The following is a 26,579-nucleotide window of genomic DNA, read 5'->3' as shown; positions in this document are numbered from 1 at the left end:
CTTTACCAACCCCTACTTTACAAGACCCAGCTGCTTCTGCCGGTCGCGTTCACGATGATAAACCGTCGCATAGAGCGTCAGAATGACCGGGAACAGCGAACACATCACAACCGCTGTCGGCAGATACAGCGTTTCCGGCAACAGGAGGGAACACAGCACGATCAGCACCATCCCCAGGCAGCGGCCGATCGACAGATAGGCTTCCTTGGCGATCACGCGGCCGACGATATTTTCCTGCGCAGCGTAGTCCTGGATCGCATTCATCATGATGATCGTATACGGATTGGCATACATCGGCGTGGCGATCGCGTTGACGACCCCGTAATAGATGGCTCCCGCCAGCGACGGCCAGAGCACCAGCACAATCGTGCTGGATGCGATTAACAGCGAACCGATCTGATAATAGCGCATCCGGTTGCTGCGGCGCATCGTCCGCGATACCCAGGCGTAGGCCAGAATTGTCAGCACTGCGAAGACCGCCAGCAGCTTGCCATAAGCGCTGCCGCTGCCGTTGGTCGCGTTATACACTAACAAACCGGCCAGCGTTAAGATCAGCGAATCACGCATCCCATAAAGAAACGTTGAGATCATGCAGTAACGCCACTGCGGATCGTCCAGCCGCATGCGCCGGAGCACGGAGAAGCTGTGGCTGGCGCTGCGGGCGCTGACGCGTGTGGAAAGCAGCGCGATCAGACCGTAGATCACTAAGACAATCTTGAAGATTTCGACATACCCCGCCGTATCTGTACCGGCCAGTTCAATAATAAAAGTCGAGATCAACGGCGCGATGATCGCCGACAGGTTGTTGAAAATGCCAATGTCGGAGATAAACAGCGAGCGGGTTTTCGCCGTTGAAACAATCTGGTTCAGGCTGTTGATGCTCAGCCAGTACAGTCCTTCGCCCATGCCGACTAACGCCGCCACGACGTACACCAGCTGCGGAATGCGTTCAAACGCATCGCTGGCGCCCAGCACAAACAACAGGCTGAACATGATGAGGATCAATCCGGCCGTCAGCGTCTGCGAGAAGCGGTGCTTCTGCGCCCACTTGCCGCCAATGGTAAAGAAGAACGGATACAGGCCGATGCGCACGATCGTGTAGATCGACATCACCACCAGCGATCCGGTATAAGCATACAGATAAACATTCATGAAGACCGCCGACATCGCGTTGGCGAGGTTGAAAAAACAGTTGATCAGGATTAACAGACGTTCGTTGGAGCTCAGCGCTTTCATAAAACAATCCCCCTGGAAAATGATTTCCTTTTTGGTCTTGAGTATCATAGCACAACCATTCACGTTGTCAATCCGGAAAATGAATAAAAAAACCGGAAATGAATCCTTTTAGGCAAGGCCGTCTTTTCCGGTTCTCTTTGAATTATCTTAGGCAGTGGGAAAACTGCTTATCAAGCCTGACGAACCCCCTTGCAGTACACTGCTTTTAGCTGAATGTTTTCATCGCAGACGACCAGATCCGCATCCTTTCCCGTCTCCAGTGAGCCTTTGCGCTCAGCGACCCCCAAATAGCGCGCAGGGTTGATCGTCGCCGCATGAATCGCCGTTACCAACGGCAGCCGGGCTTTGCGATGCAGGTTATCCACGCCCTGATTCACATATAAAGCAGAGCCGAATAAAGTCCCGTCCGGCAGCCGGAACGCGCCTTCCCGGCTGTACTGCTCCGCCGCCGGATCATCCTTGCATTCAGCGGAATCCGTGACCAGGATCAGTTTATCCGCGCCTTTCATCGTTCCGATCAGATGTGCCGTTTCAAAATGCACATGAATTCCGTCGCCGATCACCTCAGCGTAGAGTTCGTCCAGATTCAAGGCTGCGCCGAAAATTCCGGGATTGCGGTGATGGAAGGGGCGCATGCCGTTGCCGCAGTGTGTAATGCCGGTAGCTCCGGCGGCGACGGCGTCCTTGACCTGATCAAAGCTGGCGCCGCTGTGGCCGCAGGAAACGCGGATATGATGCGCTGCGGCCGTTTTAACAAACGCATAATCCTCGTCAAACTCAACAGCGCAGGTCACCGTCATGATATGTCCGCCGGCTAAATCCTGATAGTGAAGCAGAACCTCCGGATCGGGTTTAACGATCGTGCAAAGATCCTGCGCACCATGAAACTGATGCGAAATGAAATTGCCTTCCATATTGATGCCCAGGATTTCCGCCCCTTCCCCCGGGGCTTCGATCGCTTCTCTAAGAACCGGCAGGGCTTGTTCGTTCTGGCGCTGGCTCTGCGTCGCGGTGGTTGCGAGAAACGCGGTTACGCCTTCTTCCGGCATGTGCTTCTGCCAGCGGCGCATCGCTTCCAGCGTCGGTTTGCCCGCCTCGCAGCGGTTCCAGCCGTGCGTGTGAATATCAATGAATCCCGGAAGAATCCACAGATCCTGATAATCGTGATCCGGCTGTTTTTCCCCATAGGGCAAAACCGCTTGAATGAGTCCGTCGGCGATTTCCAGCTGAGCGGGCTGAAGACAATCATGAATCCAGACGTGAGTGCTTTGAATGATCATTTTGTACCTCCACTTTTTCTTTAGCTTCAGTATATCACCTCTTTCAGGCTTGTCCACTAAACCAAAAAAAGACACGGCGCAACCGTGCTTTTCACCGCAGACAATAATTGAAAAAGGCTTCGTATTCCGTCTGGGAAATCGTCGTCGGCGTGGCCGGGTCGAATTCGTATTTCCCCCGTTGTTTCAGCGTATCCGGCTCGATCAGAAAAAAGTCGTACATCACCCGGCCGGGCTGATCCGGCACCGGATCGTCAAACGTCGCGTCGAGGTAACGCATTTCCCCATCCAGACTGACCAGATTCCAGGCGTGATCCATCGTGTTGCTGAAAACACGGATGGAGCCGATCCCGGCAGCCTCCAGAAGCAGATCCATCGCTTCCATATAACCTGAACAGGTCGCCTTCCCCCGCTCAAAGACGCCGGAGGCGCGGAAAGCAAGACTCTGACGGCGTTCTTCTTCATTCAAGGCGACGGCTTCCTCGTCGTATTGGGTATGCAGCACCAGCCAGTCGTGGAGCACGCGGATCGTTTCCGTCTGATCCATTTCCGCACTCACGTTTTCTTCCACGATGCGGCGGGCCTGAACGCGGTTTCGCTGCAGCTGCTGTTCATCCTCCATCGTGACTGTGAAGATCGTGCGGCGCGTGCCATTCATCATCCGCCGCTGCGTGTACTGGGCTTCAAAGGTCGAAGGCGACAGCGCTAAGGCATAGATGAAAATTTTATCCAGATCCAGATCCTCATTCGCGACGATCGCGGCTTCCCGCTGGCCGCTGCGGACAAGATTGCCGATCAGCAGTCCTGCTTCCATCTCGCTGTCCACGGCATAACATCCTTCACGGACGTCGCAGCTGATCTTTTCAAATTCCTGATCAGGGCGATAAAGCGAATCGCTGAACGTCACTGTTTCCCGCTTGCCGCCCAGAACATCAGGCAGCGCAAGCGACTTTCCGGAACAGGCTGTCAACATAAAACACAAACCCAAAAGCCATTTCCATTTCTTTTTCATACCGCCTGTCCCCTTTCTCGTTTTCAGTATACCACGTCCCGCGGATTTCTTTCTTTCGTTTCCCTTTCAATTTTTGTATAATAAGAACGCAAAGGAGGCGCAACTCATGCTTCAAAGAACCATGTCCTTAAAAGAAATGATGGATTACCGCCCGGCCGCGGCGGATTTCGCCCAATGTCCCGAAGCGGTGACGGGTTTGATGCGGCTGTGCGTCGTCGCGCCGGATAAGGAAAAGGCGTATGATTTCCTGCGCCACATGATGAATCCGCCGTATCGGCAATTAGCGCTGCGCAGCTTCGACGATTGCCTAAACACTGTGCATTATGACTTCGATGGATCGCAGGCATCCAAGCCGACGTTTATCTTAATGGCGGAATACCGGGTGATCACGGACAAATCGTCGCTGCAGGCACTCATGGAAACGGTGATCGAAACCCGGACCGATGCGGAAACCGATGTGATCGCCGACTGCTTTATGAAAAGCGACGAGGGCGGCAGCTGCCTGCGGATTTATTCCCACGAAGGCCAGGTTCACGCGGCGATGCTGGGATGACCGCCTGGGTTAAAGCCGCAAAGTGATCGTCAGCTTAAGTCAAGACAACGTAAAAGAGAACGGATCGGAATTTCCAGATGGGAAACCGGCCGTTCTCTTTTTTATTTTTTGAAATGATTTCGAGAGTTAAGCTTCCGGATTGACCGGCGGCTGCGGCTCGCGCTTCTGAATGTGCAGCAGCGTCAGCACCACCTGATCGGTAATGTTGGCCATCATGTTTGTAAAGCGCTCAAAGCCTTCCTGACGGTAGGCGTCCTCGGGTTTGATCTGCGCGTAGGAACGCAGATAGATGCCCTCGCGCAGACGGTTCATCGAATCAACGTGGTCGTTCCACTGATGGTCGATCACGGAAAGCAGGATCATCTTTTCAAGCTGGGCGATCTGTTCGGGCGCTTCATCCTTTTTCAGCTGATGCTGACGATGGAATTCCTGCTTCAGGATGGCCTGAAGGGTCTTCTCGTCCTTCGCCTGATCGAGCTCCTTATCGATTTCGCTGAGCAGCCAGGTCTTGCTTGCTTCCTGCAGCACGGTTTCCCATTGCGCAGGATTGGCGCGTTTGGCGTTCACCAGGGACGCGGCCAGACTGGCGGCCGCCTGATCCATCAGGGAACCGACCAGTTCGCTTAAGTCGTCCTGCATGAGAATCTGATCGCGCTGGCCGAAGATAATCCGGCGTTGTTCCATCAGAACATCGTCATATTCCAGCACACGCTTCCGGGAATCGTAATGCAGATCCTCGGCGCGCTTCTGTATCAGATCGATTGTTTTGCGCAGCTTTTCCGCCGGCAGTTTATCCTCGCAGAACTTCGCAATGCTTTCCTTCTGCAAATCGGAAGCGTACTGAATGATGAAATCATCCTGCATCGACACATAGAAACGGGAAAAGCCCGGATCGCCCTGACGGCCCGCACGGCCGCGCAGCTGGTTGTCGATCCGCTTGGATTCATGCCGTTCCGTACCTAAGACGGCCAGTCCGCCCAGCTCGACGACGCCTTCGCCCAGCTTGATGTCGGTGCCGCGGCCGGCCATGTTCGTCGCGATCGTGACCGCGCCCTTCTGCCCGGCCCGGGCGATGATCTCGGCTTCCTGCGCATGGTTCTTCGCGTTCAGCACGGGATGCGGGATCTTTTTCTGCGTCAGCCGCCGGGAAAGGATTTCACTGATTTCCACCGAGGGGGTACCGACTAACACCGGCTGGCCCTGGGCATGCAGCTGGACGACTTCTTCCACGATCGCGTCGTATTTTTCGCCTTTGGTCTTATAGACCGCGTCCGGATAATCAATCCGGGCGATCGGCTTGTTTGTCGGCACAACGATTGTGCGCATATTGTAGATGCTTAAGAATTCCTGTTCCTCCGTCTTGGCCGTACCGGTCATCCCGGCCAGCTTGTCATACAGGCGGAAAAAATTCTGGTAGGTAATCGTCGCCAGCGTCTTGGTTTCCTGCTTGATCCCGACGCCTTCCTTGGCCTGGATCGCCTGATGCAGCCCATCCGAGAACTCACGGCCTTCCATTTTACGGCCGGTGAACTGATCGACGATGATCACTTCGCCGTCCTCGACGACATATTCGACATCGCGCATCATGACATAATTGGCTTTCAGCGCCTGCTGGATATAATGCACCAGATCGGCGTGGCTGTGATCGTAGAGATGGGCGACCTTGAAGAACCGCTCGGCGTGCACGATCCCTTTTTCCGTCAGATAAACCTGACGTTCCTGATGATCGACTTCAACCTCATCCTTGCGCAGCGCCTTGACGAACTGATCGGCCATCAGATATTGCTTGTCCAGCATTTCCCCGGCGCCGGAAATAATCAGCGGCGTGCGGGCTTCGTCAACCAGCACGGAGTCGACTTCATCGACCAGCGCAAAATGGAGTCCGCGCAGAACGCGGCTTTCCAGATTCATGACCATGTTGTCGCGCAGATAATCGAAGCCCAGCTCGGAGTTGGTCGTATAGGTGATGTCGCAGGCAAACGCCGCGCGCTTCTGCGCTGAAGTCAGAGTGCGGTCGTTGCAGCCGACGCTCAGCCCCAGAAACTGATAAATTTGTCCCATCCACTGGGCGTCGCGGTGAGCCAGATAGGGGTTGACGGTCACGACGTGCACGCCTTTGCCCTCCAGCGCGTTGAGGTAAACGGGCAGAATTGAGGTCAGCGTCTTCCCTTCGCCGGTTTTCATCTCCGCGATATCGCCCTGATGAAGCAGGACGCCGCCCATCAGCTGGACGGGATAGGGCCGCTCGCCGATCACCCGTTCAGCCGCTTCGCGCGCAGTGGCGAAGGCTTCCGGAAGCAGCTCGTCCAGGCTTTCGCCCTGGCTTAAGCGCTGGCGGAACTGGCTGGTTTTCGCCTGAAGCTCAGCGTCGCTTAAGGCTTTGTATTCCCCGCTCAGCGCTTCAATTTTCTTCGCCAGCTTCTCAGCTTTGGCTAACTGGCGGCCGTCGGGACTTAGTGATTGTAAAAGATTCATGATTTTCCTCCTGTTTGTTTCCTTTTTTAAATGATCCAAACAGGAAAGGGCGGGGCCAGCCGACCGACCGGCACGGCCAGAATCTTCGGTCTTGCCACCTGCGCTGCCCGCTCGATCACCGGCACGGCGTTCCACAAGCTGTCCGGCATCAAAGCCAAGACCGGCTGAACACCGCCGGTCGCTAACGGCGTCGAAGGCCCCGTGGTTTTCTTCTTATTCAGCGTTTCCGCGCTTTGCAGCTGCGCTTCCTTCTCACCGGCCGCCTCCGTCTGAATCGTCAGGGCCGGCTGCGGCAGCCGGGTCTGCGGGACAGCGAACATCCCCCAGGATAAAAGCAGGCAGAAGCTCAGCGACAGCCATCGTAAAAAAGCAGGGATCATCGGCTTCCGCCTCCTTTCGCTTTCCGCTTCAAATTGATATCCGTTTAATCATACACTGTTTCAGCAGCTTTGGCAATCACGCCGCAAAGTCAGTCTCATCCCACGAAACAGCGTTGTTTCACTGGATTCGCTTCCTGTTTAAAACGTCAGTTTGGGTGTCACTGTGATTCCCCAGTCCACTGCCAGCTGTTCCGCCTGACGCACCGCGCCGTCGACCAGATCGCGCGGATCATGAGCGTCCGAACTGATGATCGTCGTCAGTTTGTAGCGCTTGCTGAGCTGCCAGATCTTGGCGTTGGGATAGCCAACCGAGCGACGCAGGCCATTCGCGTTGATTTCTACCGCCACGTTCCGTTTTTCACATTCCGCAAAGATCCGATCCATGCACTCCAGCAGAAGCGGCGTCGGCTGCTCGTAATTCACCATAATCACATCGGGATGGGCAAGCAGCTGAAAAAATCCGGTGTTCAGTGCGGCGATCACATCTTCGGTATATTGCATCGTTTCCCGATCCCGGTCCTGCATCGCAAAATAATCATAGCGATGATCGGCGCTTTCATGCTGCCCCAGAATCCACAGCTTCACATTCTGATGATCGCGCAGCTGGGCAAACCGATTCATTTCTTCCGGGAAATATTCGCATTCCAACGCTTTGAAAAGAGAGATCTGATCGCCATAGCGGCCAATAACATCATCGGCTTCCGCCAGAAATGCCGGCATTTCGCCCCAGGTCATCCGCGGACCCATCGGCTCTTCGCTGGCCACATGCTCGCACACCGCCATTTCTTCCAGGCCGCAGCGCAGCCCCTCCTTCACATACTCTTCCAGCGTTCCCCGGCCATGCCGGCACCAGCGGGAATGGGAATGAACATTTGAAATCATCGTTATCCTCCTTACGAAGCCGCCGCTTCGCCTCTCTTTATGAAAATCTCAGCATCTTCGCTCTCCTTGTTTCTGATCCGTCTGGAAAGCAGTTTTGACCGGCTGATTGTCAAAAACGAAAAAGCGCGGCTGCCCGCGCCTTGAGATTATTTGACGACGACCACCATCGTGATCGGATTGACCGCCAGATTGCGGACCATGACCGGCGTCGTCAGCAGGCCGGCTTCATTGAAGATCTGTTGATAGTCTTCCTCCAGCTCGACATACTGGACGGCCGGCGAAGGGTTGAAGAACACCTTGATCGTCTGATAGCCGCCATAGGCTTCCACATCATTGAGCTGATACAGCAGCATCTGGCCTTCCGTCACTTCAAAATGAACATGGCTTTCAATTTCTTCGGCGCTGGCAAAGCGGAACGCACGGATCAGCTTGCGCAGCCGCAGACAGTCGCGGGTATATTCCACGACCTCCTCGTGCCGGTTCTTGCGTTCCCAATCGATCTGGTTCACGTTGTCCGGCGCATTGTAGGTATTGTGATAGCCGTATTTCGTCCGGCAGAATTCCTGACCGCTCTGCAAAAACGGCACGCCCTGGGCGACCAGCGTCACGGCGATCATCAGCTTCTGACGCTTGACGCGGATCTCCCGCACCTCATCCTTGCAGCAATCCTTCATCTTATCCCAGCTCGTCGCGTTGTCATGACATTCGACATAGTTGATGCTCTGGGAGGGCTGTTGGTAAATCTTATACATTTCCTTGTTCAGCGTATTGGCGCACAGGGCGGACGGCATATCGTGAGCCTGATATAAATTGCCCGTCGCATAGCCCTTGGCCTGCACGTCGAAATCGGAAGTCTTGCCCTTGACGACGTCGCGGAAATAATCGTTGAAATGCGCGACCTGCGGCATTTTCGCGTTGTTGCGCTGGCACGCCTTGAGATCGTCGTTGAGCGCCGTCGGCAGATCCCAGCCCTCGCCATAGACCATTAACTCCGGCTTCAGCTTGCGGCCGGCCGCCACGACAGCGTTCATCGTGTCGACGTCATGAATGCCCATCAAGTCAAAACGGAAGCCGTCGACGTCGTAAACCTCGATCCAGCGGCACACGATATCGACGATATACTTGCGCATCATCCGCATCAGAGAATCCGTATCGTTGCCGCAGAAGGAACCGTTGGACAGAAAGCCCGACGGCGTAGTGCGGAAATAGTAATAGGGCACGCACTGGCCGAATGCGGAGAACTGGATATCGTAGTGATGATTGAACACGACGTCCAGATTCACGCGCAGTCCGCGCGCATGCAGCGTCGCGACCAGCTGCTTCAGTTCGCGCACCCGGCAGCGCGGATCGTTGGGATCGCTGGCATAGCTGCCTTCCGGACAGCCGTACTGCAGCGGATCGTAGCCCCAGTTGTAAAACAGATCCGGATGTTCCTCGTCGACCGTCGCAAAATCAGCGACCGGCATCAGCTGCACGTGCGTCACGCCTAAGGAAGCCAGATAATCCAGTCCCGTCGGCTTGCCCTGCAGCGTCGTCCCCACCTCGCACAGCGAGCGGTACTGACTGTGGGTGCGGGTGCCGCATTGGGCCTGATGAGTAAAATCGCGCACACTCAATTCATAAATCACGGCGTCGGTATAGCTGGTAAAGGGCGGCAGTGCGGAATTGGGCATCTGCGCCATCCGTTTCCAGTTGACCAAACCGCTGCGAAGGCCGTTGGCAGTCGAAGAGAGGGCGTAGGGATCCGGACTGAGATGAAGCTCGCCGTTCACCTTGACCTGATACAGATAGGTTCCCCCATCCCAATCCCCCTCTACCGTCAAACGCCAGACACCTTTTTCCCCCCGCGTCATCGCGGCCAGCACCTGCTTACCGGCCAAACGCAGATCCAGCTGCACCTCGCAAGCCGTCGGCGCCCACAACGCGAACCGTGTCTGAGTTTCCTCACAGAACGCCCCCAGTTCACCCTCATACGCAAAATCCTGATCAAACCGGGCGGTCTGGACGATCCGGCGGTATTGCAGCACCGCGCGGTGTCCGTGTTCCTCCACAATTTCCAACGATTCGCCAATCTGGACTTCGGCCGGGCCGGTCAGCGTGTACCGCGTATAGCTCTCATGCGATTCCAGCTCCCGGATCTGACACGCCGTCGCTTCCCCCTGCGGCCGCTCCAGATAAAACCGGTCGCTTTTCCCGTTATAAAACCGTTGTGACAAATAGACTACAATTTTCCCATAATCGTCCAGAAAAGCTTCCATGCTTGTATTCTCTTTCATACGTTCCCTCTTTTCTGATGTCGTCTTTTTTACTTTTTCAAATCGCCTGTTCTTCTATTATAATGGACAAGACCGCTGCACAACAAGCATTTCCCTCCGACTTTTTTGCGAAAGCCAAAAGAAAATCCCGCGTTTTTAGAAAAACACGGGAAACTCTCTTTATTTATCGTCGATCCGGACCGGCTTGATGTGCCAGATTTCATCGGCGTACTGCTGGATCGTGCGGTCAGAACTGAAATAGCCTGACTTCGCAATGTTGATCAGGCAGGACTTCGCCCACTGACCACGGTCGCCATAGCGCCGCTGAATCTCTTCATGCGCTCTGACATAGCTGTCAAAATCCGCAAGAAGCAGATATTCGTCGTTCTTATACATCAGCTCGTCGAAGATCAGCTTAAACTCGTCATGATCCGCGGCCCAGGTGCCGTCGACCAGCGAATCAATCGCTTTCTTCAGCCGTTCGTCGCCGTTGTAATAATCCCAGGCGTTGTAGTTCTTCTTCAGTTCCGTCACCTGATCGACAGTTAAGCCGAAGATCACGTCGTTATCGCGGCCGACGCGTTCGTCGATCTCGACGTTGGCCCCGTCCAGCGTGCCCAGCGTGATCGCGCCGTTCATCATGAACTTCATGTTGCCGGTGCCGCTGGCTTCCTTGCCAGCCGTAGAAATCTGTTCGGACACATCCGCCGCGTTCATCAGCACTTCGGCGATGGATACGCTGTAATTCGGAATGAATACGACTTTTAACATCGAATTGACCGCCGGATCGTTGTTGATCACATCGCCCAGACTGTTGATCAGCTTGATGACCTTCTTGGCGAAATAATAGGCCGGAGCCGCCTTGGCCGCGAAGATGAACGTCGTCGGCGTGATCGTAAACGACGGGTCTTCCTTCATCCGCTGATAGAGGTAGATGATGTGCAGGGCATTGAGCAGCTGCCGTTTGTAAGCATGCAGACGCTTGGCCTGAACGTCAAAGATGGAATTCGGGTCGATCTCGACGCCGCAGCGGTCTTTGACCAGCTTCGCCAGGATTTCCTTGCGCTGGCGCTTGATGTCCAGAAACTGATTCTGAATCGCCGGATCGTCGACATACTCCATCAGCTTTTCAATTTCGTTGAGATCATACTCATAGCCCTCGCCGATCAGCTCGTCGAGCATTTTCCGCAGCTGCGGGTTGGAGTACAACAGCCAGCGGCGGTGCGTGATGCCGTTGGTCTTGTTATTGAACTTATCCGGATACAGCCGGACAAAGTCGTGGAACAGGTCGTTGATCAAAATGTCGGTGTGCAGCTGAGCGACGCCGTTGACGCTGTGCGAGCCGACGACCGCCAGGGACGCCATGTGAACCTGATCGTCTTTTAAAATCGCGACGCGATAGGCGATATCGCGTTCATACGGGAATTTCTCCGCGACTTCCTTCAAGAAGCGGCGGTTGATTTCCTCGATGATCATATAAATTCTTGGAAGCAGCCGCTGAACGAAAGCGATCGGCCATTTCTCCAGGGCTTCCGACAAGATCGTATGGTTGGTGTAGGCCATGACGGAGTTTGTGATCGCCCACGCATGATCCCAATCATAGTGATACTCGTCCATCAAAACGCGCATCAGTTCCGGAATCGCCAGTACCGGATGCGTATCGTTGAGCTGGATTGCGATCTTTTCGCCGAGGTTGTCAAGCGTCGGATAGACGCGCAGATGCGAGCGGATGATCGACTTCACACCGGCCGAAACAAAGAAATACTGCTGCTTCAGACGCAGGATCTTGCCATCGTCGGTCGAATCGTCCGGATAGACGTTCAGACAGATTTCCTGCAGCTCCTGTAAGTATAACCGGAAATCCTTATTGGTCGGGATGATGTCGGAGGCCTCCGCTGACCATAAGCGCAGCGTGTTGGTTTCCTTGGTGCCATGACCGACCACCGGCATATCATACGGCACGGCGCGGATGTGTTCCGCGTCGACATGATCGAAAATCAGTTCGCCGTTTTCATCCTTGCGCATTTCGACATGACCCCAGAACTTCACGTCGACCGCGCTCTTCGGTTTGCGGACTTCCCAGACGTTGCCCAGTTTCAGCCACTGATCCGGAACCTCCACCTGATAGCCGTTTTCAATCTTCTGGCGGAATAATCCGTATTGATAGCGGATGCAGTTGCCGTTGCCCGGCAGCTGCAGCGACGCCAGCGAGTCCAGAAAGCAGGCAGCCAGGCGGCCCAGACCGCCGTTGCCAAGACCCGCGTCGGATTCCAGGTCTTCCAGCTCGTTGATGTCGATGTCCAGATCCTGCAAGCCGTCGCGGACAAGTTCATAAATGCCTAAGTTCATTAAATTATTGGTTAAAAGCCGGCCGATCAAGAACTCCATCGAGAAGTAATACATCTGCTTAGCCTGATCCGCAGCGATCTTCTCTTTGGTTTCTTTCCAATGGATGCCCGCAAAATCACGAACCATCCCGCCCAGCACCATAAATCGTTCTGTCGGATGGGACTGTTCGACAGATCGTCCGTAATTTTCCTCGATCCGTTTGGTGAATTCTTCTACGAATTCCTGTTTGTTATTGAACATAAAATTCCTCCCGCGTGTATTTTACCAGTTTTTCCCTAAAACGCAATCGCTTCCTGTTAATAAAAGCGGTTACTTCCTCATTTTTACCTGAATCAGCGTTACTATTCGTTTTTTTCCTTAATCCTGATTCTGGTTTATTCAAATCTTTTCTCAAATTTATATGGCTGCTCCCCGGCTTTAACCCTGTCTTCATGCCGCTGACGATTCCCTCTTTCCGGCAAAGGGAAGCAAAAATAAATGACCATTTTTCAACAAAATCGCCCCTGCAGCGAATTCCCCAATACGTGTGTGCTGCAGGGGCGATGCGTCGTTCCCTATTCGGCTTTCTTTCGGACGGTTGTTTTCTTCTTTTTCGGCGCCGTTTTACCAGCGTCCGCCGGCGTCGATTTTTCCATCTCCGTTTCCGGCTTTGCCGCTTCGCTCCTCTCCGCTTTCTTCGCGGCTTTTTTCTTCGCGCTTTTCTTACAGATTAACAGGATGCCCGCAAACGGCGCGACGCGGATATCCAGCGATTGTTCAAAGTGATGCGCCGGTACGGTTTCCGTCGCCACCGGCTTGAAGTTGCACATATTGCAGCCTTCGTAGATATCCTTTTCGGTATTGATCAGCTCGCTGTAAGTGCCGGCCTGCGGTACGCCGATTCGGAAATGCTCATAGGAAGCCGGCGTCATGTTGAGGACGACGACCATGATATTCTGTTCATCTTCCCGATAATAGCTGTATACGCTCTGATCGCCGTTATCCGCGTCGATCCAGCGGAAATACTGGTAATCATAATCATAGCGGCTCAGCGCCCGGTGATGGGAATAGATCCGGCTGATATCCTGGAAATACCGCGCAAACGCCGCATGGCGGGAATACCCCAGCAGAAACCAATCCATCTCGCGGGCTTCGTCCCATTCGCGGAACATGCCGATCTCATTGCCCATGAAGTTCAGCTTCTTGCCCGGATGAGTGAACTGATAGAGATAGAGGTTTTTGGCCTGCGCGAATTTCTGATCGTAGCTGCCCCACATCTTGTCGACGATCGTATGCTTGCCATGGACGACCTCGTCGTGGCTTAACGGCAGGATAAACCGTTCGGAATAGAAGTAGGCCATTGAGAAGGTCAGCTCGTTGTGATGGTATTTACGGTAGATCGGATCGCGGCCGTAATATTTGAGGGTATCGTTCATCCAGCCCAGATCCCACTTATAATCAAAACCCAGCCCCAGCTCGAGCGTCGATTTGGTAACCTTCGGATAATCCGAGGAATCCTCCGCGATCAACATGACCTCCGGATATTTCTTCGACAAATAATAGTTCTGCCGGCGGATAAACGCAAGCGCGCCTTCGTTGGTGCCGCGGTTCTTGTTTCCGCCCCAGTAAATGATGTTGCTGACGGCGTCGATGCGGATGCCGTCGATGTGATACAGATCGCACCAGAACGACGCGGACGACATCAAGAAACTGCGGACTTCCTCTTTCCACAGGTCGAAATTCATCGTTCCCCATTCGCTGTGCGCATCGTTGACATTCGGATATTCATACAGCGCTTCGCCGTCGAAGTAACGCAGTCCATGACTGTCCTTGACAAAATGCACCGGAACCATGTCGAGGATGACGCCGATGTGCTGGCGGTGGCATTCGTTGATGAATTCCATTAAATCCTTACATTGCCCATAGCGGGAAGTACAGCTGAAATAACCGCTGGCCTGATAGCCCCAGCTGCCGTCAAACGGATGTTCATTCAGCGGCATCAGCTCGATGTGCGTAAAACCATGCTCCTTGACGTAGGGAATCAGCTCCTTCGTCAGTTCGCGGTAGCTTAACCAGTACGGACCGTTCTTTTTCCAGCTGCCGGCGTGGACCTCATAGATGTTTAATGGTTCCGAGAAATTCTTGGAACGTTCGCCCAACCAGATCTGATCTTTCCATTGGAAGCCTTTCAGATTGACGATGACCGAAGCGCTGTTCGGACGCATCTCGCTGTAGAAAGCATACGGATCGGACTTGTCGAAAACGTTGCCGGCTGAATCCTCGATCCGGTATTTATACAACTGCCCTTCTTTTAAATCCGGGATGAACAGGCTCCAGATCCCCTGATCTTCCGGCAGCCGCTCCATGTTTGCGTTCTCGCCGTTCCAGTCGTTAAAATCACCGACGACCTGGATGCTGCGCGCATGCGGCGCATAGACCGTAAACCGCACGCCGTTAACTCGTTCATACGTGAAATGAGCACCGAAAAGCTCGTAAGCGTCAATGCAGTGCCCTTGATGAAAGCTTTCAATGAGTGTTGTCTGATTCATGGATTTCCTCCTGTTTCTCTCTCTTTTCTTTTATGCCGAAAACCGCTGAACATGTCTATTCCTTCCAGCGTTTTTTCAGCATCATGATCTTCGTTCCTCCAGATCTCAATTAAAAAGAGAGCGGCTTTCGCCTGTGTTTTACCTACTATCATATTACAACATTGAGCCGGACAGTTCAATCTTTTCTTGTCGTCTTTTGAAAGCCCTTTCTTATTTCAAAGCCCCGCTTTTCTTTGACTTCGCGGTGTTTACCGCTTATGGAAAATTCCGGTAAATGATTACCTTCTCATTGAAAACAGGCTGATCGCCCACTTCGCAGTTTCTTTTTTTGTCTGTCAGGATTTTTTTATGGCCTTCCCCAATTCTTCCGCTTCCCGCGCCCGGCGCAGCATCGCCGCTTTTTCCGTCCGGCCCATGAGCGCATAACAACGTTCCCATTGCCGCAAAGAGTGCAGCGGTATCCGCTGGCCGCCCAGGATGATTTGTCCCTCAATTTCCTCGCTTTGCAGCGGAAATGAAACGATCTGGCCTTCATGTTCGATTCCCAGATTACCGATCACATCAATCTCCACGCCGCTGATCGTAAATTCCATGAAGCACTGCGTATGAAACTGCGGCGACGGCAGCTGAGGATGCCGGATTCCAAGCGGGCTGAACAACCGCGCAACCTGTTCGCACGCATGTTCGTCGATCATCAGATCAAGATCGTGAAAGTCGCAAACCAAACCATTGAAGTACAGCAGCAGCGATCCGCCGACGGCCCACAGGATCTGATTCTCGTTCAATAACGTCGCCAGCTGAATCAGAACCTGAAGTTTTTCTTCCATTTTTTTCTCCATTGTCCATTTCTCCTTTATTCCATGCGCAGGTAGAGTTTGCGGAAAAATGCCGGATAAATCCGCCGATAGAGATCTGTAATCCGTCGGCGCACCTGTGTATCATCCAGCACGGCCGCCAGATCCAGCGTCAGCACAGCGTAATCAACATGGTAGAGATGCAGCTGAATTCCACTTATTCGCGCCCCGGCGCGCTGGTAAAACGCAATCCGTTTCCGCGCTTGTTCCGTGACTGCGGCTTCCGCTTCAATAACGATCATTTCCCGATCGGCAAACATCGTTTTCAACTCGTTGAGAAAGCAGGTTCCCACGCCCTGTCCGCGGTTGTGGTCAAATATCGCGAAATAGTCCAGCAGCAGACAGCGCTGCCGCTCGTCCTGTTGCAGCACGGCATAACCGATCAGCTGATCTTGTTTGAAATAACCGAGGCACAGCGCGATATGTTTCCGCTTCTGCGCTAAAATCCGAGTTAACGGCTTTAATTCGTTCGGCGGGAAATCCCGCTTCATCCTTTGGCGATACACCTCGGTCATTTCAGCTTCACTTAAGGATTTGATCATAGACCCTCCTTCAATATACTTACTTCGGATTTCCGTCTTCTTTCCATGAATCCGGATAAAATAAAAGAGGCCCGCAGGCCTCAAAGCAGATGGTTTTGATTAAAGAACGGTAACGTTGACTGCGCGTGTCTTGCCGCTTCTTTCGTCGTTTTCAACGTCGTAAGAAACCTTCTGTCCTTCTTCCAGGGACTTGTAGCCGCTGCCGTTGATGCCAGAGAAATGAACGAAGATATCACCCTGTCCGTTGTCGTCAGAGATAAATCCGTAGCCCTTCTCAGCGTTAAACCATTTTACTTTTCCAGTATTCATTATGAAATACCCTCCTTATTGAATTTAGAACTTAATGGGTCAATAAGCTAAAACGCGCTCGAAATCACCTCTTGAAGCATGATCTCACAGCGCGTTATCATATCATCCAACGGTCTAAATCTGTTAATATTATATGCTCAAACAAAAAAGTTGTCAACTACTTCCAGAACTCGTTTACACTAAAGTTGTTACTATCCATCGGAAAGGGGACAAAAAGAAAACCGGATCAGTTTAAAACTGCCGGCTGGCTCTGAGGTCATTCTGAATTCAGGATGGTCTCGAGGGTTTTCAAGGTATTCTGTTTTTGTTTTATTGCGGTATGAGGACGGCTGAGCATCGCTTCCAGACTTCTCCTTTTCCCGCATGGACATTGTGCTCTGAGGACATTGAAATATCTGTCCTGCCTGTCATTTGAGCTTTGCTCAAAAGGAATTGCAACTTCATTCCATCAAATATTCCGCGGATCAGCTGGGCCGTTTCGATTAAGCAGGATTGGATTTTTCTTTTCTATTCCTCCTGGATAAATGCTGAGCGAAAACCCGCTTTGGGTTTCAGTCCTGTCCGTTCTTTGGGTTGCGACGTTTCAGCGCCGCTGCGATCAGACCGGAGAATAACGGATGTGCCTTGTTGGGACGGCTCTTGAATTCCGGATGATACTGCACCGCAACGAAATACGGATGATCTGCCAGTTCGATTGCTTCAACGAGATGGCCGTCCGGCGAGGTTCCGCTGATCCGCATTCCGTGTGCTTCAAATTCCTCGCGGTACGCGTTGTTGAACTCATAACGGTGGCGGTGACGTTCCTGGATCTGGGCGCAGCCATAGAGTGAAGCTAAGCGCGAGTGCGGCTGAATAAGGCAGGGATAGGCGCCTAAACGCATTGTGCCGCCCTTCTCAAGTTCATCCGATTGATCAGCCATGAAAGCGATGATTTTATGCGGACTGGCCGGATCAAATTCCTGGGAGTGCGCGCCGGCATAGCCCAGCGCATACCGGGCAAATTCTATCGCCGCCGTCTGCATGCCCAGACAGATCCCCAGGTAAGGAATCTGATGCTTCCGGGCGTAATGCGCCGCCATGATCTTGCCTTCGACGCCGCGGTCGCCAAAGCCGCCGGGAACCAGAATTCCATCGCAGTCCCCCAGGATCGCTTCCGCACTTTCCTCCGTGACGGTTTCCGCTTCAATCCAGCGAATTTCCACCTGGGCTCCGTTGGCATAACCGCCGTGGCGCAGCGCTTCGGCCACTGACAGATAAGCATCGCGCAGCTTCACGTATTTCCCGACTAAACCGATCGTCACCTGATTGCGGCTCTGACGGATCCGATCGAGCATTTGATTCCATTCGCGCAGATCGCAATCCGGACAATCCAGATGAAGCAGCTCGCACACCTTATCGGATAAATGCTGCTTTTGAAGCATGAGCGGCGCTTCGTAGAGCACCGGAACAGTGCGGTTTTCAATCACGCAGTCCGGCTGGACATTGCAGAACAGACTGATCTTTTCTTTCAGCACGGAGGGCAGCGGCTGGTCGCAGCGGCAGACGATGATGTCAGGCGTGATGCCGTTGGCGCGCAGCTCGCGGACGGAATGCTGGGTCGGCTTGGATTTCAGTTCGCCGCTGCCTTCAATGTAGGGAATCAAGGTCACATGAATGAACAGACAGTTTTCCTTTTTCACCTCTAATGAAATCTGACGGATCGCCTCGATAAACGGCTGGCTTTCGATATCGCCGATTGTGCCGCCGATCTCCGTGATGACGACGTCCGCGTTGGAGGATTCGCCGACAGAATAAATAAATTTTTTGATCTCATTGGTGATGTGCGGAATCACCTGCACGGTTTCCCCCAGATATTCACCCCGGCGTTCCTTATTTAAAACGTTCCAATAGACCTTGCCGGTCGTCAGGTTGGAAAACCGGTTCAGGTCTTCGTCGATAAATCGTTCGTAATGCCCCAGATCCAGATCGGTTTCCGCCCCGTCTTCAGTGACGAACACTTCGCCATGCTGGTAAGGACTCATCGTGCCCGGATCGACATTGATATAGGGATCCAGTTTCTGGGATGCAACTTTTAATCCCCGGGATTTTAACAGACGTCCTAACGAGGCGGCGGTAATACCTTTTCCTAAACCCGATACGACGCCGCCGGTTACAAAAATATATTTCATTGCTTTGATCTCCTCACTTTTGTTCGTTCTCAGTTAAGATCTGCCGGGCCGCTTCACCACGGCTGATCCGTAAATTCATCGCCATCTTTTCCAACGCGTGATGGGCTTCGTCTTCGTTCATGCCCGTTTCCATCAGCACCTGCTTCGCCCGCCGGATCTGTCCGCTTTGCGCTGCCAGCGCCTTCAATGCCGAACTTCGCTGAAGCAGACCCGGAGCTTCACTCACAATTTGATTCAGCACGGGATCCAGCCGCACCGGCCGTTGGCAGAACAACACGTTATCTATTGGGGAAACAGGCTGCATTCCCGCTGCAATCCAAAATAAAAACAAGGTGTCCGGATAACTTGCCGCCTGCTGAAGCAAACGGGACAGCGACGCCGCTTCCTGGGTTGGCAAATCGATCAGGACCAGCGAAATCGGCTGCTGCTTCAAAAGCGGAAACATTGCCGTCAAAGTGCTGACCTGCCCCATGATTTGTCCGCCGAAGCGGCGGATTAAACTCGTTAAGCGCGTCTGTGCGCTCAGCGCATTATTCACCAACAATACAGTTAACATTGAGTTTCGCCTGTCTTTCCTCTGTTAGTGTGGACAGCGGACAGCGGATATATCCCCGTCTCATCGCCGGTCCCGACATTTCTTCAGGCAATCCGCCAAAGATCAGCCGGTTAAACCGGACCTCGTGTTCCTGAACTGGATGGAAGGAAATTTGCTTATTTTTCAGCATCGGCTTCACCTCAATTTCAACAAGAAAAGGGGACATGAAAAGCTGACTTTTCATGAACCCCTTCGTTCAACGGAAGTATTATACAGGAAGGCTTTTTTCAGTTCAAGAATTTTTTTCGGAATTTATACTCCAATCCCGGGAAAGCAGATGGGAGGATTCAGATAATCTGTTTTCATCATCACCTGTAACTGTAAGAATCAACGCTTCAGGTAGGAAATCATTTTCAGGCGCTTGCTTCAAAAACCTTTTTGAGTTATAATAAACTCAAATGAATTAATAATAAAAGGAGCGATTGGCAGATGACTGAAGAGGAATTGGACTTTTTGCAGGATACGGACTCGCTGCTTTGCCGGATCCGGGATTATTTTAATGACATTGACGAGTGGTTAGTGCTTGGCGGCAATAAAGAAGAAGCATGGGATAACGGTTGGAAAGCGGGCAAAGCGGAAGGGTTGATCGAAGGCCGGCGGGCTTTATTCACAGACCTTGTCCAACAGCGGATGGCGTTAACGGAAAGTGAGATACGTCTGATCTTTCTGCTTGAAGAAGACGACATTGCCGCCTTAGTGCAAATTTTGGACAGCCTTGAAGATGGCAAAGATCTGCGAAAACAAATCGAAGCGCTCGTCAGTCGGCGGCGCTTGAATCCGCAGCCTGAGAAATCCGATCAGGAAAAGAAAGAAAGCCGGGCCGATTATTTGAGTAACACCCGGATGGCAATCGCCTGCATGCGCGCGCAGTTTGATAAAGTCGACGAGCAGCGCCGCTTGGAAAGGGCAAGCGAAGAAAGTTTCCACAAGGGTTGGGAAGCGGGTCAGCGAGCGTTGATCAAGGTTGTCCTGAGTCAGCGGATGGACCTGAGCGAACGAGATGAACATGCCGTCGATATGCTCGGTATGGATGAATTCACCTCTTTGATCGGAGTCCTCACTCGGGTTGAAGACAAAAACGAACAGCGAAAACAAGTCAAAGAACTGCTGAAAAAGAAAATCAGATCCTGACTATCGGGATCTGATTTCTTTTATTCTTCACTTATGCGACTAAATCGGCAATCGCTTTCTGCATGACTTCCGTCTTGGCTTCGGCATCCTGCGCGCTGGTTCCCTTGATGCAGTAATAGAACTTGCATTTCGGTTCAGTGCCGCTTGGACGGATCGCTATCCAGGAACCGTCGGCCAGATAGTATTTCAGCACGTTGCTTCTGGAGAAGCCCTCCAGAGCAGCGATCACGCCGTTTTCCTCGCGGGTTGCTTCCTGATAGTCTTCAATCGCGGCAACCGCAGTACCGCCGATCTGCGCCGGCTTGTCCTTGCGCAGCGTGTCCAGAATCTCTTTGATCCGCAGCGCACCCTTCTGACCCTTCAACGTCAGCGAGGTCTGGCTCTCCTTGTAATAGCCCAGTTCGGCGTACAGACCGTTCAGCACGTCGACCAGCGTCTTGCCCTGAGCCTTATAGAAGCAAGCTGCTTCCGCCAGCATCAGACAAGCCTGCGGCGCGTCTTTATCGCGGACAAACGGTTTGATCAGAGAACCGTAGCTTTCCTCATACCCGAACACATAGTTCTTGGCCTGCGTCTTTTCATACTTGGCGACTTTTTCGCCGATGAATTTGAAGCCGGTCAGCGTCTTTTCCGTTTCCACACCGTATTTGGAAGCAATTTTTTCACCCAGATCGCTGGTAACGATCGTATTGAACATCACCGGATTCTGCGGCATCTTGCCTTTCGCCTGCAGCTGAGAAAGGATGTATTCGATCAAAACGGAACCACTCTGGTTGCCGCTGAGCAGCACATACTCGCCCTCATGCAGCACGCCGACGCCCATCCGGTCGGCATCCGGGTCGCAGACCAGAATGATATCGGCCTTCTTTTCTTCAGCCAGCTTTAACGCCAGCTCGTAAGCCCCCTTTTCTTCCGGGTTCGGAGTCTTGGTGCAGGAGAAATCCGGATCCGGCGTGCACTGTTCCTCAACCGGCGTGAAATGATAACCGGCGCGGGTAAAGACTTCGCGGACCGGAATGTTGGCGGTGCCATGTTCCGGTGAGAAGACGATTTCCACCAGATCGCGATTGACGTCCGGATTTAACTGAATCGAAAGCACGTTTTCATAATAAGCTTCATCGACGTCTTTGCCGATCATGTGGATCAGCTCCTGCTGCGCGGATGTGAGCTGCGGATCGATCGCCAGTTCATCCTCGACGGCGTTGACCTGATCGATGACCTGCTGGGCTAAATCCGGCACTAACTGACAGCCGGTTTCATCATACAGCTTATAACCGTTGTATTCCCGCGGATTGTGCGAAGCGGTGATCATGATGCCGCCAAAACAGTTCAGATTCCGAACAGCGAAGGACAGCTCCGGCGTTGGCCGCAGTGTTTCAAAAACATAGCTGGTAATCCCATGGCTCGCTAAGACCGCCGCGGATTCCCGTGCGAACTCGCTGGACATGTGGCGGTTATCGTAACCAATCGCCACGCCCCGGCGCATCGCTTCCTCGCCGCAGCCGACGATGTAGCGGGCAAAGCCCTCGTTCGCCTTGCGGATCGTGTGGATGTTGATGCGGTTGGTGCCCGCGCCTAACAGACCGCGCATGCCCGCCGTACCAAATTCAATATTCGTATAGAACGCATCCTGCTTTTCTTTCTCACTCATGCCCGCCAGCTCTTTTTTCAGCTGCGGGTCGATGTGCGGATGATTCAGCCACCGCTGATACAATTCTTCGATCATAGTTTTTCCTCCCTTGATGATCAATTTCGACAATGTTTGCGCTTACATAGCCCTTGGAAAAAAAAGAAGATGCCGCGCATCTTCTTATTCAATCCAACTTATGCAATTACTTTCTGTGCACGCAGAACTTCTTCGATTGTTGTGATTGCGACTTCTTCGTCTTCGCCTTCACAGGTTACCGTCACTTCGGACTGTGTCGGAATGCCCAGGGACATAACACCCATGATGGATTTCATGTTGACAGAACGTCCTTTATAAGCAACCTTCACTTCGCTCTTAAACTTGCTGGCAGCGTTGACTGCAACCGTTGCCGGACGTGCATGTAAGCCAACTGGATCAATAACCAATACAGAAATCTGTTTCATTTTGTTTTTTACCTCCTGCTCTACCTGAATTCATTTTAACTCATTTTTGAACGTGTTACAAGAAGAAAGTGAAGAAACGATAGGGCTTTCAGTCACCGCTTTCATTTGTGATAAGGTTCGTGATTTAAAATCCTGAAACTTCGATAAATTTGTTCAAGAACCAACAAACGGCACAGCTGATGGGGAAATGTCAGATCCGAAAGCTTCCAGCGCAGATCGGCCCGGGCGATCACTTCCGGACTGACGCCCAGCGAGCCGCCGATGACGAAAGCGATCTGACTGCCCTGGTAGCTGAAAATCTGCTGGATCTGCTCTGCCAGCTGCTCGGAAGTATAGGACTTGCCTTTTAAATCGAGCAGAACCACGGTTTCTTCTTTTTTCAGCTTCGCCAGAATCCGTTCGCCTTCCCTCTGCTTCACCTGCTCGTTCTGCGCTGGGGAATTGGATTGCGGCGCGGCGATGTCGTCGACTTCAACAATCTCCGTCTTACAATACGGCTGCAGCCGTTTCAGGTATTCCTGGATGCACTGCTGCATCGGTTTTTCCTTAATGCGCCCGACGGCGATCACCCGGATCATTCAATCGTCACGCTCAGCTTGACTTCCTGATTGTTGCGCAGAACGACCAGCTCAGCCGGATCGCCGATCGTTTTGCCATACAGCAGCTTGCGGAAGGTTTTATAGCTGTCCACCGGCGATCCGTCGAAACGGATCAGGATGTCGTTGACATGCACGCCGGCTTTTTCAGCCGGGCATTCCTCAGCAATCTTGGTGACCAAAAGACCTTCGGTCTGATCCAGACTGATGCCCATATAGCTTTTCTGATAGCTGGTCAGAGCGCTGACGTCCTTGCCGCTGATGCCGACAAACGGCCGGTTGACCTTGCCGCTGGCCTTCAGCTGTTCCACAATCGTCGTGACTTCGTTGATCGGAATCGCGAAGCTGATGCCCTCGGTAGAATTCCCCTGCAGCTTCATCGTCGTAATGCCGATCAGCTCGCCGTTCATATTGATCAACGGGCCGCCGCTGTTGCCGGCATTGATGGCCGCGTCGGTCTGCAGCACAAGCATGTCCCAATCGTCCGTTCCGTCTTTATCCACATCCATTGAAATCGTGCGGTCTTTGGAGGAAATCACGCCGACCGTCACGCTGCCGTCGGCTTCCGCCCCCATCGAATGTCCGATCGCCATGACCCACTCGCCTTTTTTGCACAGCGACGAATCGCCCTGATCGAAGGCTTCGGCCCGGAAATCGGGAATCACCTTCAGCAAGGCCAGATCGGTATAGGGATCGGCTCCGACTAACTCCGCCGGCAGCTGTTCGCCATTGGCAAACGATACGTGGATCGGGCCGCCGGAAGTGATGACATGCTGATTGGTTATGATATACACGGCCTCGCTGGTCGTACTGTAAATCGTGCCGCTGCCGCTGGCGATCAGATCTTCGCCAGTCTCATCCAGAACCGACACGCCGGTCACCTTCGCTTCGCTGCGCTCCACGATCTTGGTGATATCCGAGGTAACGACCGAAACCGGGCGCGTCGACTGCTGCGGATCCTGCGTCGGCGGTTCCTGTGACTTCTCTTTTTTTACCTGCCACAGCTCAACGGTCAGAACCAAGTTCCAGCACGCCAGCAGGGCGGTAAGCAGAATCAAGCCTTTCTTCATATCGGCATCCTCCCATGAGTATTTCATACTGTCCCGCGGCTTTCAGCACCAGATCCTTTCGGCAGGCGCATTGTTTCAAAGCGTCGGCGCTGACCTGCCGGGCCAGCTGCGGCTGGTTCGCTTCTTCGCTGAGATGCGCCAAGAAGATCGAACGAGTCCGCGGCGTGACTAAGCGCGTCAGCAGATGGGCACAGTCCTCGTTGCACAGATGTCCACTGTCGGAAAGAATGCGCATTTTGATCGGATAGGGACGGCGGGTCTGCATCAGCATTCCCACATCGTGATTGCTTTCCATCACGTAATAGTCCGCATCGGCGATCAACGGCACGCATTCCTCCCGGACATATCCGGTATCGGTAATGTACACCAGCTTTTCCTGCGCCGTTTCCAAAACGAAGCCAACGGTATTTTCAGCATCGTGGGACAGCGGCAGCGGCGTCACTCTGAGATCGCCCACCTGAAATGGCGTATAGGGCTTGATCCAGTGCTGATCCGCACGGTTTTCCAGACTGAAAGCCGCATAGGCTTCAACACCGGAAAACATCTTGAGCTGGCTTGTATGGTCGCGGTGACCATGGGTGACCAACAGTGCTTCTGTGTTCAGATAGTCTACACCGATCATGTGAAAACTGCGTGTTAAATAAGTCCTGGTCGTGCCGCAGTCGATCACGATCTGCGTGGCGGCGGTTTTTAACACAAAACAGTTACCCTTGGAACCGCTCGCCAACAGGTAAAATTCCATCGAGCCTAACATGGCAGCCACCCGTTGCACGGATTCTGACGCACGCCGTTTTTCATGATGAAGAAATGAACGTGCGGCCCGGTCGCCCGGCCGGTCATGCCGATCTGGCCGATAATCTCGCCTTTTTCGACGTTCTGTCCGACTTTGAAGAAGGCAGGTTGATTCATGTGGCCGTAATAGGTCTTATAGCCGTTATTGTGGTCAATGATCTGATAGTAGCCGTTAATCGGGCTGTAGCTGGCTTCTACGATCGTGCCGCGGTCAGCCGCATACAGATTACCATAGCGGTTATAGGAGTTCTTGATGTCGATCGCCTGATGCCCTCTGTAACAGCCCCAGCGGCAGGTAATCGACGGATTGTCAACCGGCCAGCGGAATGTACCGGTGCCATAGCCCGGGATGACCTTCGTGCCGACGCGCGTTTCTTCGCGGACCGGCTGGCGGGTGATAATCGAGGACACCAGCGTACCGCCGGTATTCTCGCCATTAATCCAGACTTCCTCATAGAACGCGTTGCGTGAACCATTTTGAGCATGCACGTCAATGACGGAGGAGCCTTCCTTCATATTCGGATCTTCCTTGTAAATCGGATCCTCCGGATAAACTTCTTCTTTGGCGACGCGCTCCTTGGTAACCTTGATCGTAATCGGAGATTGGAAATTGGTGACGTTGAGCACCATGCCCGGCTGGATCAGCTGATCGACATTGTCCAGCTGATCGCTGTTGATCGACACGACCTGCTGGGCGGACAGCCCGTTCTTCGTGCCGACGCCGTCGATCATATCGCCTTCGACAACCGTGTAGTATTTCATTTCCAGATTCGGGTCGGCCCCATAGCTTAAATAGTGCAGGATTTCCTGCTTGTCTTTCAGAATATTGGAAGATGAAGCCCGGCCATTGGTAACGGTCATTTTCTCAAGCACGTCGATGCTGACCTCGCGGGTGCCGTAGGTCTTCAGCTCCGGTGTGGATTGTCCCATCCGCACTGTATCCAGCGTCTCTTTGGACACGAAATTCAACAGGTATTGATCCCGGGCGTCATAAAAATCCTGGAGATTCTTAACGTAGATCGTCGCGTACACGTCGTTTTCATCCGAAAAGTCAATCCGGTTGGTTTCGACGGAAAACAGATCGTTTTCCTTCAAGTACGCGCAAATCGCCGCGTCGATATTCTCGTACCGGGTGTAGCTCAGCTCGTCGGTCACGATCAGATCTTCCCCCAGCTCCAGACGGGTATTGGGAAAATCATCCTCATAAACGCTGTGGTAGACTTCATCCAACAGTGCTTCGACTTTCGCGTAATCGTTGACGACGCCGACCAGTTTTCCGGCGTTATAGATTTTTTTTACCGTCTGCGGCTGAGCGGAAAGACTTACAACCTGCTGGGGAAGCAAACTTTCTTCCACCTTTCCCTGTGCCGCGACAACCTGATTCGCCCGGGAGAGGGATGGCCACAGCCCGGCGATCAGCGCGCTTAAAACCAGCGCGGCGGCAATCGGTATCCATTTTTTCATTCAATCCTCCCTTTCGGGGT

The 26,579-nt window shown here is 53.1% G+C and carries 25 protein-coding genes; 2 read left to right on the top strand and 23 right to left on the bottom strand.

All coding sequences use genetic code 11. The features are described 5' to 3' along the window. Window positions 1–12: 12 nt before the first annotated feature. The 3 genes from BQ7364_RS16015 to BQ7364_RS16005 all read right to left on the bottom strand — a co-directional run bounded on the left by BQ7364_RS16015 (window position 13) and on the right by BQ7364_RS16005 (window position 3,525). Window positions 13–1,236, bottom strand: a complete 1,224-nt coding sequence (locus tag BQ7364_RS16015; protein ID WP_229100654.1) for an MFS transporter — start codon at window positions 1,234–1,236, stop codon at window positions 13–15. Between the two features lie 170 nt (window positions 1,237–1,406). After that, a complete protein-coding gene (gene nagA / locus BQ7364_RS16010) occupies window positions 1,407–2,516 on the bottom strand; it encodes an N-acetylglucosamine-6-phosphate deacetylase (RefSeq protein ID WP_072685675.1) in 1,110 nt (369 codons plus the stop codon). Window positions 2,517–2,607: 91 nt separating this feature from the next. After that, window positions 2,608–3,525, bottom strand: coding sequence for a transglutaminase domain-containing protein (locus BQ7364_RS16005; protein ID WP_072685674.1), 918 nt, complete (start codon window positions 3,523–3,525; stop codon window positions 2,608–2,610). Between the two features lie 106 nt (window positions 3,526–3,631). On the opposite strand from BQ7364_RS16005, the gene BQ7364_RS16000 reads away from it, so the two are divergent. Then, window positions 3,632–4,078 (top strand): hypothetical protein, encoded by a 447-nt coding sequence (locus tag BQ7364_RS16000; RefSeq protein WP_072685673.1) that lies wholly within the window; start codon window positions 3,632–3,634, stop codon window positions 4,076–4,078. 126 nt (window positions 4,079–4,204) lie between these two features. Here the strand turns inward: BQ7364_RS16000 and secA are convergent, their stop codons facing one another. From secA to BQ7364_RS15935, 14 genes are all read right to left on the bottom strand, one after another. Then, window positions 4,205–6,553 (bottom strand): preprotein translocase subunit SecA, encoded by a 2,349-nt coding sequence (gene secA / locus BQ7364_RS15995; RefSeq protein ID WP_139248664.1) that lies wholly within the window; start codon window positions 6,551–6,553, stop codon window positions 4,205–4,207. 26 nt (window positions 6,554–6,579) lie between these two features. After that, window positions 6,580–6,933 carry a hypothetical protein gene (locus BQ7364_RS15990; protein WP_072685672.1) on the bottom strand — a complete coding sequence of 118 codons (354 nt, stop codon included), beginning with the start codon at window positions 6,931–6,933 and terminating at the stop codon, window positions 6,580–6,582. A gap of 138 nt (window positions 6,934–7,071) precedes the next feature. Next, complete coding sequence (locus BQ7364_RS15985; protein ID WP_072685671.1) at window positions 7,072–7,815, bottom strand: PHP domain-containing protein; 744 nt, start codon at window positions 7,813–7,815, stop codon at window positions 7,072–7,074. 146 nt (window positions 7,816–7,961) lie between these two features. Beyond that, complete coding sequence (gene pulA / locus BQ7364_RS15980; protein ID WP_072685670.1) at window positions 7,962–10,091, bottom strand: type I pullulanase; 2,130 nt, start codon at window positions 10,089–10,091, stop codon at window positions 7,962–7,964. A gap of 159 nt (window positions 10,092–10,250) precedes the next feature. Beyond that, window positions 10,251–12,659 carry a glycogen/starch/alpha-glucan phosphorylase gene (locus tag BQ7364_RS15975; protein WP_072685669.1) on the bottom strand — a complete coding sequence of 803 codons (2,409 nt, stop codon included), beginning with the start codon at window positions 12,657–12,659 and terminating at the stop codon, window positions 10,251–10,253. Continuing rightward, window positions 12,649–12,852: a hypothetical protein gene (locus tag BQ7364_RS15970; protein WP_072685668.1), complete on the bottom strand. Its 204-nt coding sequence runs from the start codon at window positions 12,850–12,852 to the stop codon at window positions 12,649–12,651. Before BQ7364_RS15970 ends, BQ7364_RS15975 begins: the two co-directional genes overlap by 11 nt. 121 nt (window positions 12,853–12,973) lie before the next feature. After that, on the bottom strand, window positions 12,974–14,947 hold the full coding sequence (gene glgB, locus BQ7364_RS15965; protein ID WP_072685667.1) for a 1,4-alpha-glucan branching protein GlgB: 1,974 nt from the start codon (window positions 14,945–14,947) through the stop codon (window positions 12,974–12,976). Continuing rightward, window positions 14,944–15,099 carry a hypothetical protein gene (locus BQ7364_RS18080; RefSeq protein ID WP_159432830.1) on the bottom strand — a complete coding sequence of 52 codons (156 nt, stop codon included), beginning with the start codon at window positions 15,097–15,099 and terminating at the stop codon, window positions 14,944–14,946. The genes glgB and BQ7364_RS18080 overlap by 4 nt, the downstream gene beginning before the upstream one ends. 183 nt (window positions 15,100–15,282) lie before the next feature. Continuing rightward, on the bottom strand, window positions 15,283–15,786 hold the full coding sequence (locus BQ7364_RS15960; protein ID WP_072685666.1) for a nucleotidyltransferase domain-containing protein: 504 nt from the start codon (window positions 15,784–15,786) through the stop codon (window positions 15,283–15,285). A 14-nt stretch (window positions 15,787–15,800) separates the two neighbouring features. Continuing rightward, a complete protein-coding gene (locus tag BQ7364_RS15955) occupies window positions 15,801–16,343 on the bottom strand; it encodes a GNAT family N-acetyltransferase (protein WP_072685665.1) in 543 nt (180 codons plus the stop codon). A 99-nt stretch (window positions 16,344–16,442) separates the two neighbouring features. Then, a complete protein-coding gene (locus tag BQ7364_RS15950; protein WP_006057580.1) occupies window positions 16,443–16,652 on the bottom strand; it encodes a cold-shock protein in 210 nt (69 codons plus the stop codon). Window positions 16,653–17,203: 551 nt separating this feature from the next. Beyond that, on the bottom strand, window positions 17,204–18,820 hold the full coding sequence (locus BQ7364_RS15945) for a CTP synthase (protein ID WP_072685664.1): 1,617 nt from the start codon (window positions 18,818–18,820) through the stop codon (window positions 17,204–17,206). A gap of 13 nt (window positions 18,821–18,833) precedes the next feature. Next, a complete protein-coding gene (locus BQ7364_RS15940; RefSeq protein WP_083538665.1) occupies window positions 18,834–19,376 on the bottom strand; it encodes an ANTAR domain-containing protein in 543 nt (180 codons plus the stop codon). Then, window positions 19,351–19,545: a hypothetical protein gene (locus BQ7364_RS15935; protein ID WP_139248663.1), complete on the bottom strand. Its 195-nt coding sequence runs from the start codon at window positions 19,543–19,545 to the stop codon at window positions 19,351–19,353. The genes BQ7364_RS15940 and BQ7364_RS15935 overlap by 26 nt, the downstream gene beginning before the upstream one ends. 299 nt (window positions 19,546–19,844) lie before the next feature. On the opposite strand from BQ7364_RS15935, the gene BQ7364_RS15930 reads away from it, so the two are divergent. Next, a complete protein-coding gene (locus BQ7364_RS15930; RefSeq protein WP_072685661.1) occupies window positions 19,845–20,546 on the top strand; it encodes a hypothetical protein in 702 nt (233 codons plus the stop codon). A 31-nt stretch (window positions 20,547–20,577) separates the two neighbouring features. On the opposite strand, the gene BQ7364_RS15925 is transcribed toward BQ7364_RS15930, so the two are convergent. From BQ7364_RS15925 to BQ7364_RS15900, 6 genes are all read right to left on the bottom strand, one after another. Beyond that, on the bottom strand, window positions 20,578–22,272 hold the full coding sequence (locus tag BQ7364_RS15925; protein ID WP_072685660.1) for a phospho-sugar mutase: 1,695 nt from the start codon (window positions 22,270–22,272) through the stop codon (window positions 20,578–20,580). Window positions 22,273–22,370: 98 nt separating this feature from the next. Next, entirely contained in the window at window positions 22,371–22,637 is a 267-nt protein-coding gene (locus BQ7364_RS15920) for an HPr family phosphocarrier protein (protein ID WP_006057571.1), read from the bottom strand. Between the two features lie 101 nt (window positions 22,638–22,738). Continuing rightward, window positions 22,739–23,215: a 23S rRNA (pseudouridine(1915)-N(3))-methyltransferase RlmH gene (gene rlmH / locus BQ7364_RS15915; protein ID WP_072685659.1), complete on the bottom strand. Its 477-nt coding sequence runs from the start codon at window positions 23,213–23,215 to the stop codon at window positions 22,739–22,741. Beyond that, window positions 23,212–24,303: a S1C family serine protease gene (locus BQ7364_RS15910; protein WP_072685658.1), complete on the bottom strand. Its 1,092-nt coding sequence runs from the start codon at window positions 24,301–24,303 to the stop codon at window positions 23,212–23,214. The genes rlmH and BQ7364_RS15910 overlap by 4 nt, the downstream gene beginning before the upstream one ends. Then, complete coding sequence (locus BQ7364_RS15905; protein WP_072685657.1) at window positions 24,239–25,057, bottom strand: MBL fold metallo-hydrolase; 819 nt, start codon at window positions 25,055–25,057, stop codon at window positions 24,239–24,241. The genes BQ7364_RS15910 and BQ7364_RS15905 overlap by 65 nt, the downstream gene beginning before the upstream one ends. After that, window positions 25,051–26,559 (bottom strand): M23 family metallopeptidase, encoded by a 1,509-nt coding sequence (locus BQ7364_RS15900; RefSeq protein WP_072685656.1) that lies wholly within the window; start codon window positions 26,557–26,559, stop codon window positions 25,051–25,053. The genes BQ7364_RS15905 and BQ7364_RS15900 overlap by 7 nt, the downstream gene beginning before the upstream one ends. Window positions 26,560–26,579 lie beyond the last annotated feature (20 nt).

This window comes from Holdemania sp. Marseille-P2844, from assembly GCF_900120005.1.
In the GTDB taxonomy this organism is placed as follows: Bacteria; Bacillota_I; Bacilli_A; order Erysipelotrichales; family Erysipelotrichaceae; genus Holdemania.
Note: the sequence above shows the minus strand (reverse complement) of the source record. Positions and strands in the feature narration are given on the sequence as shown.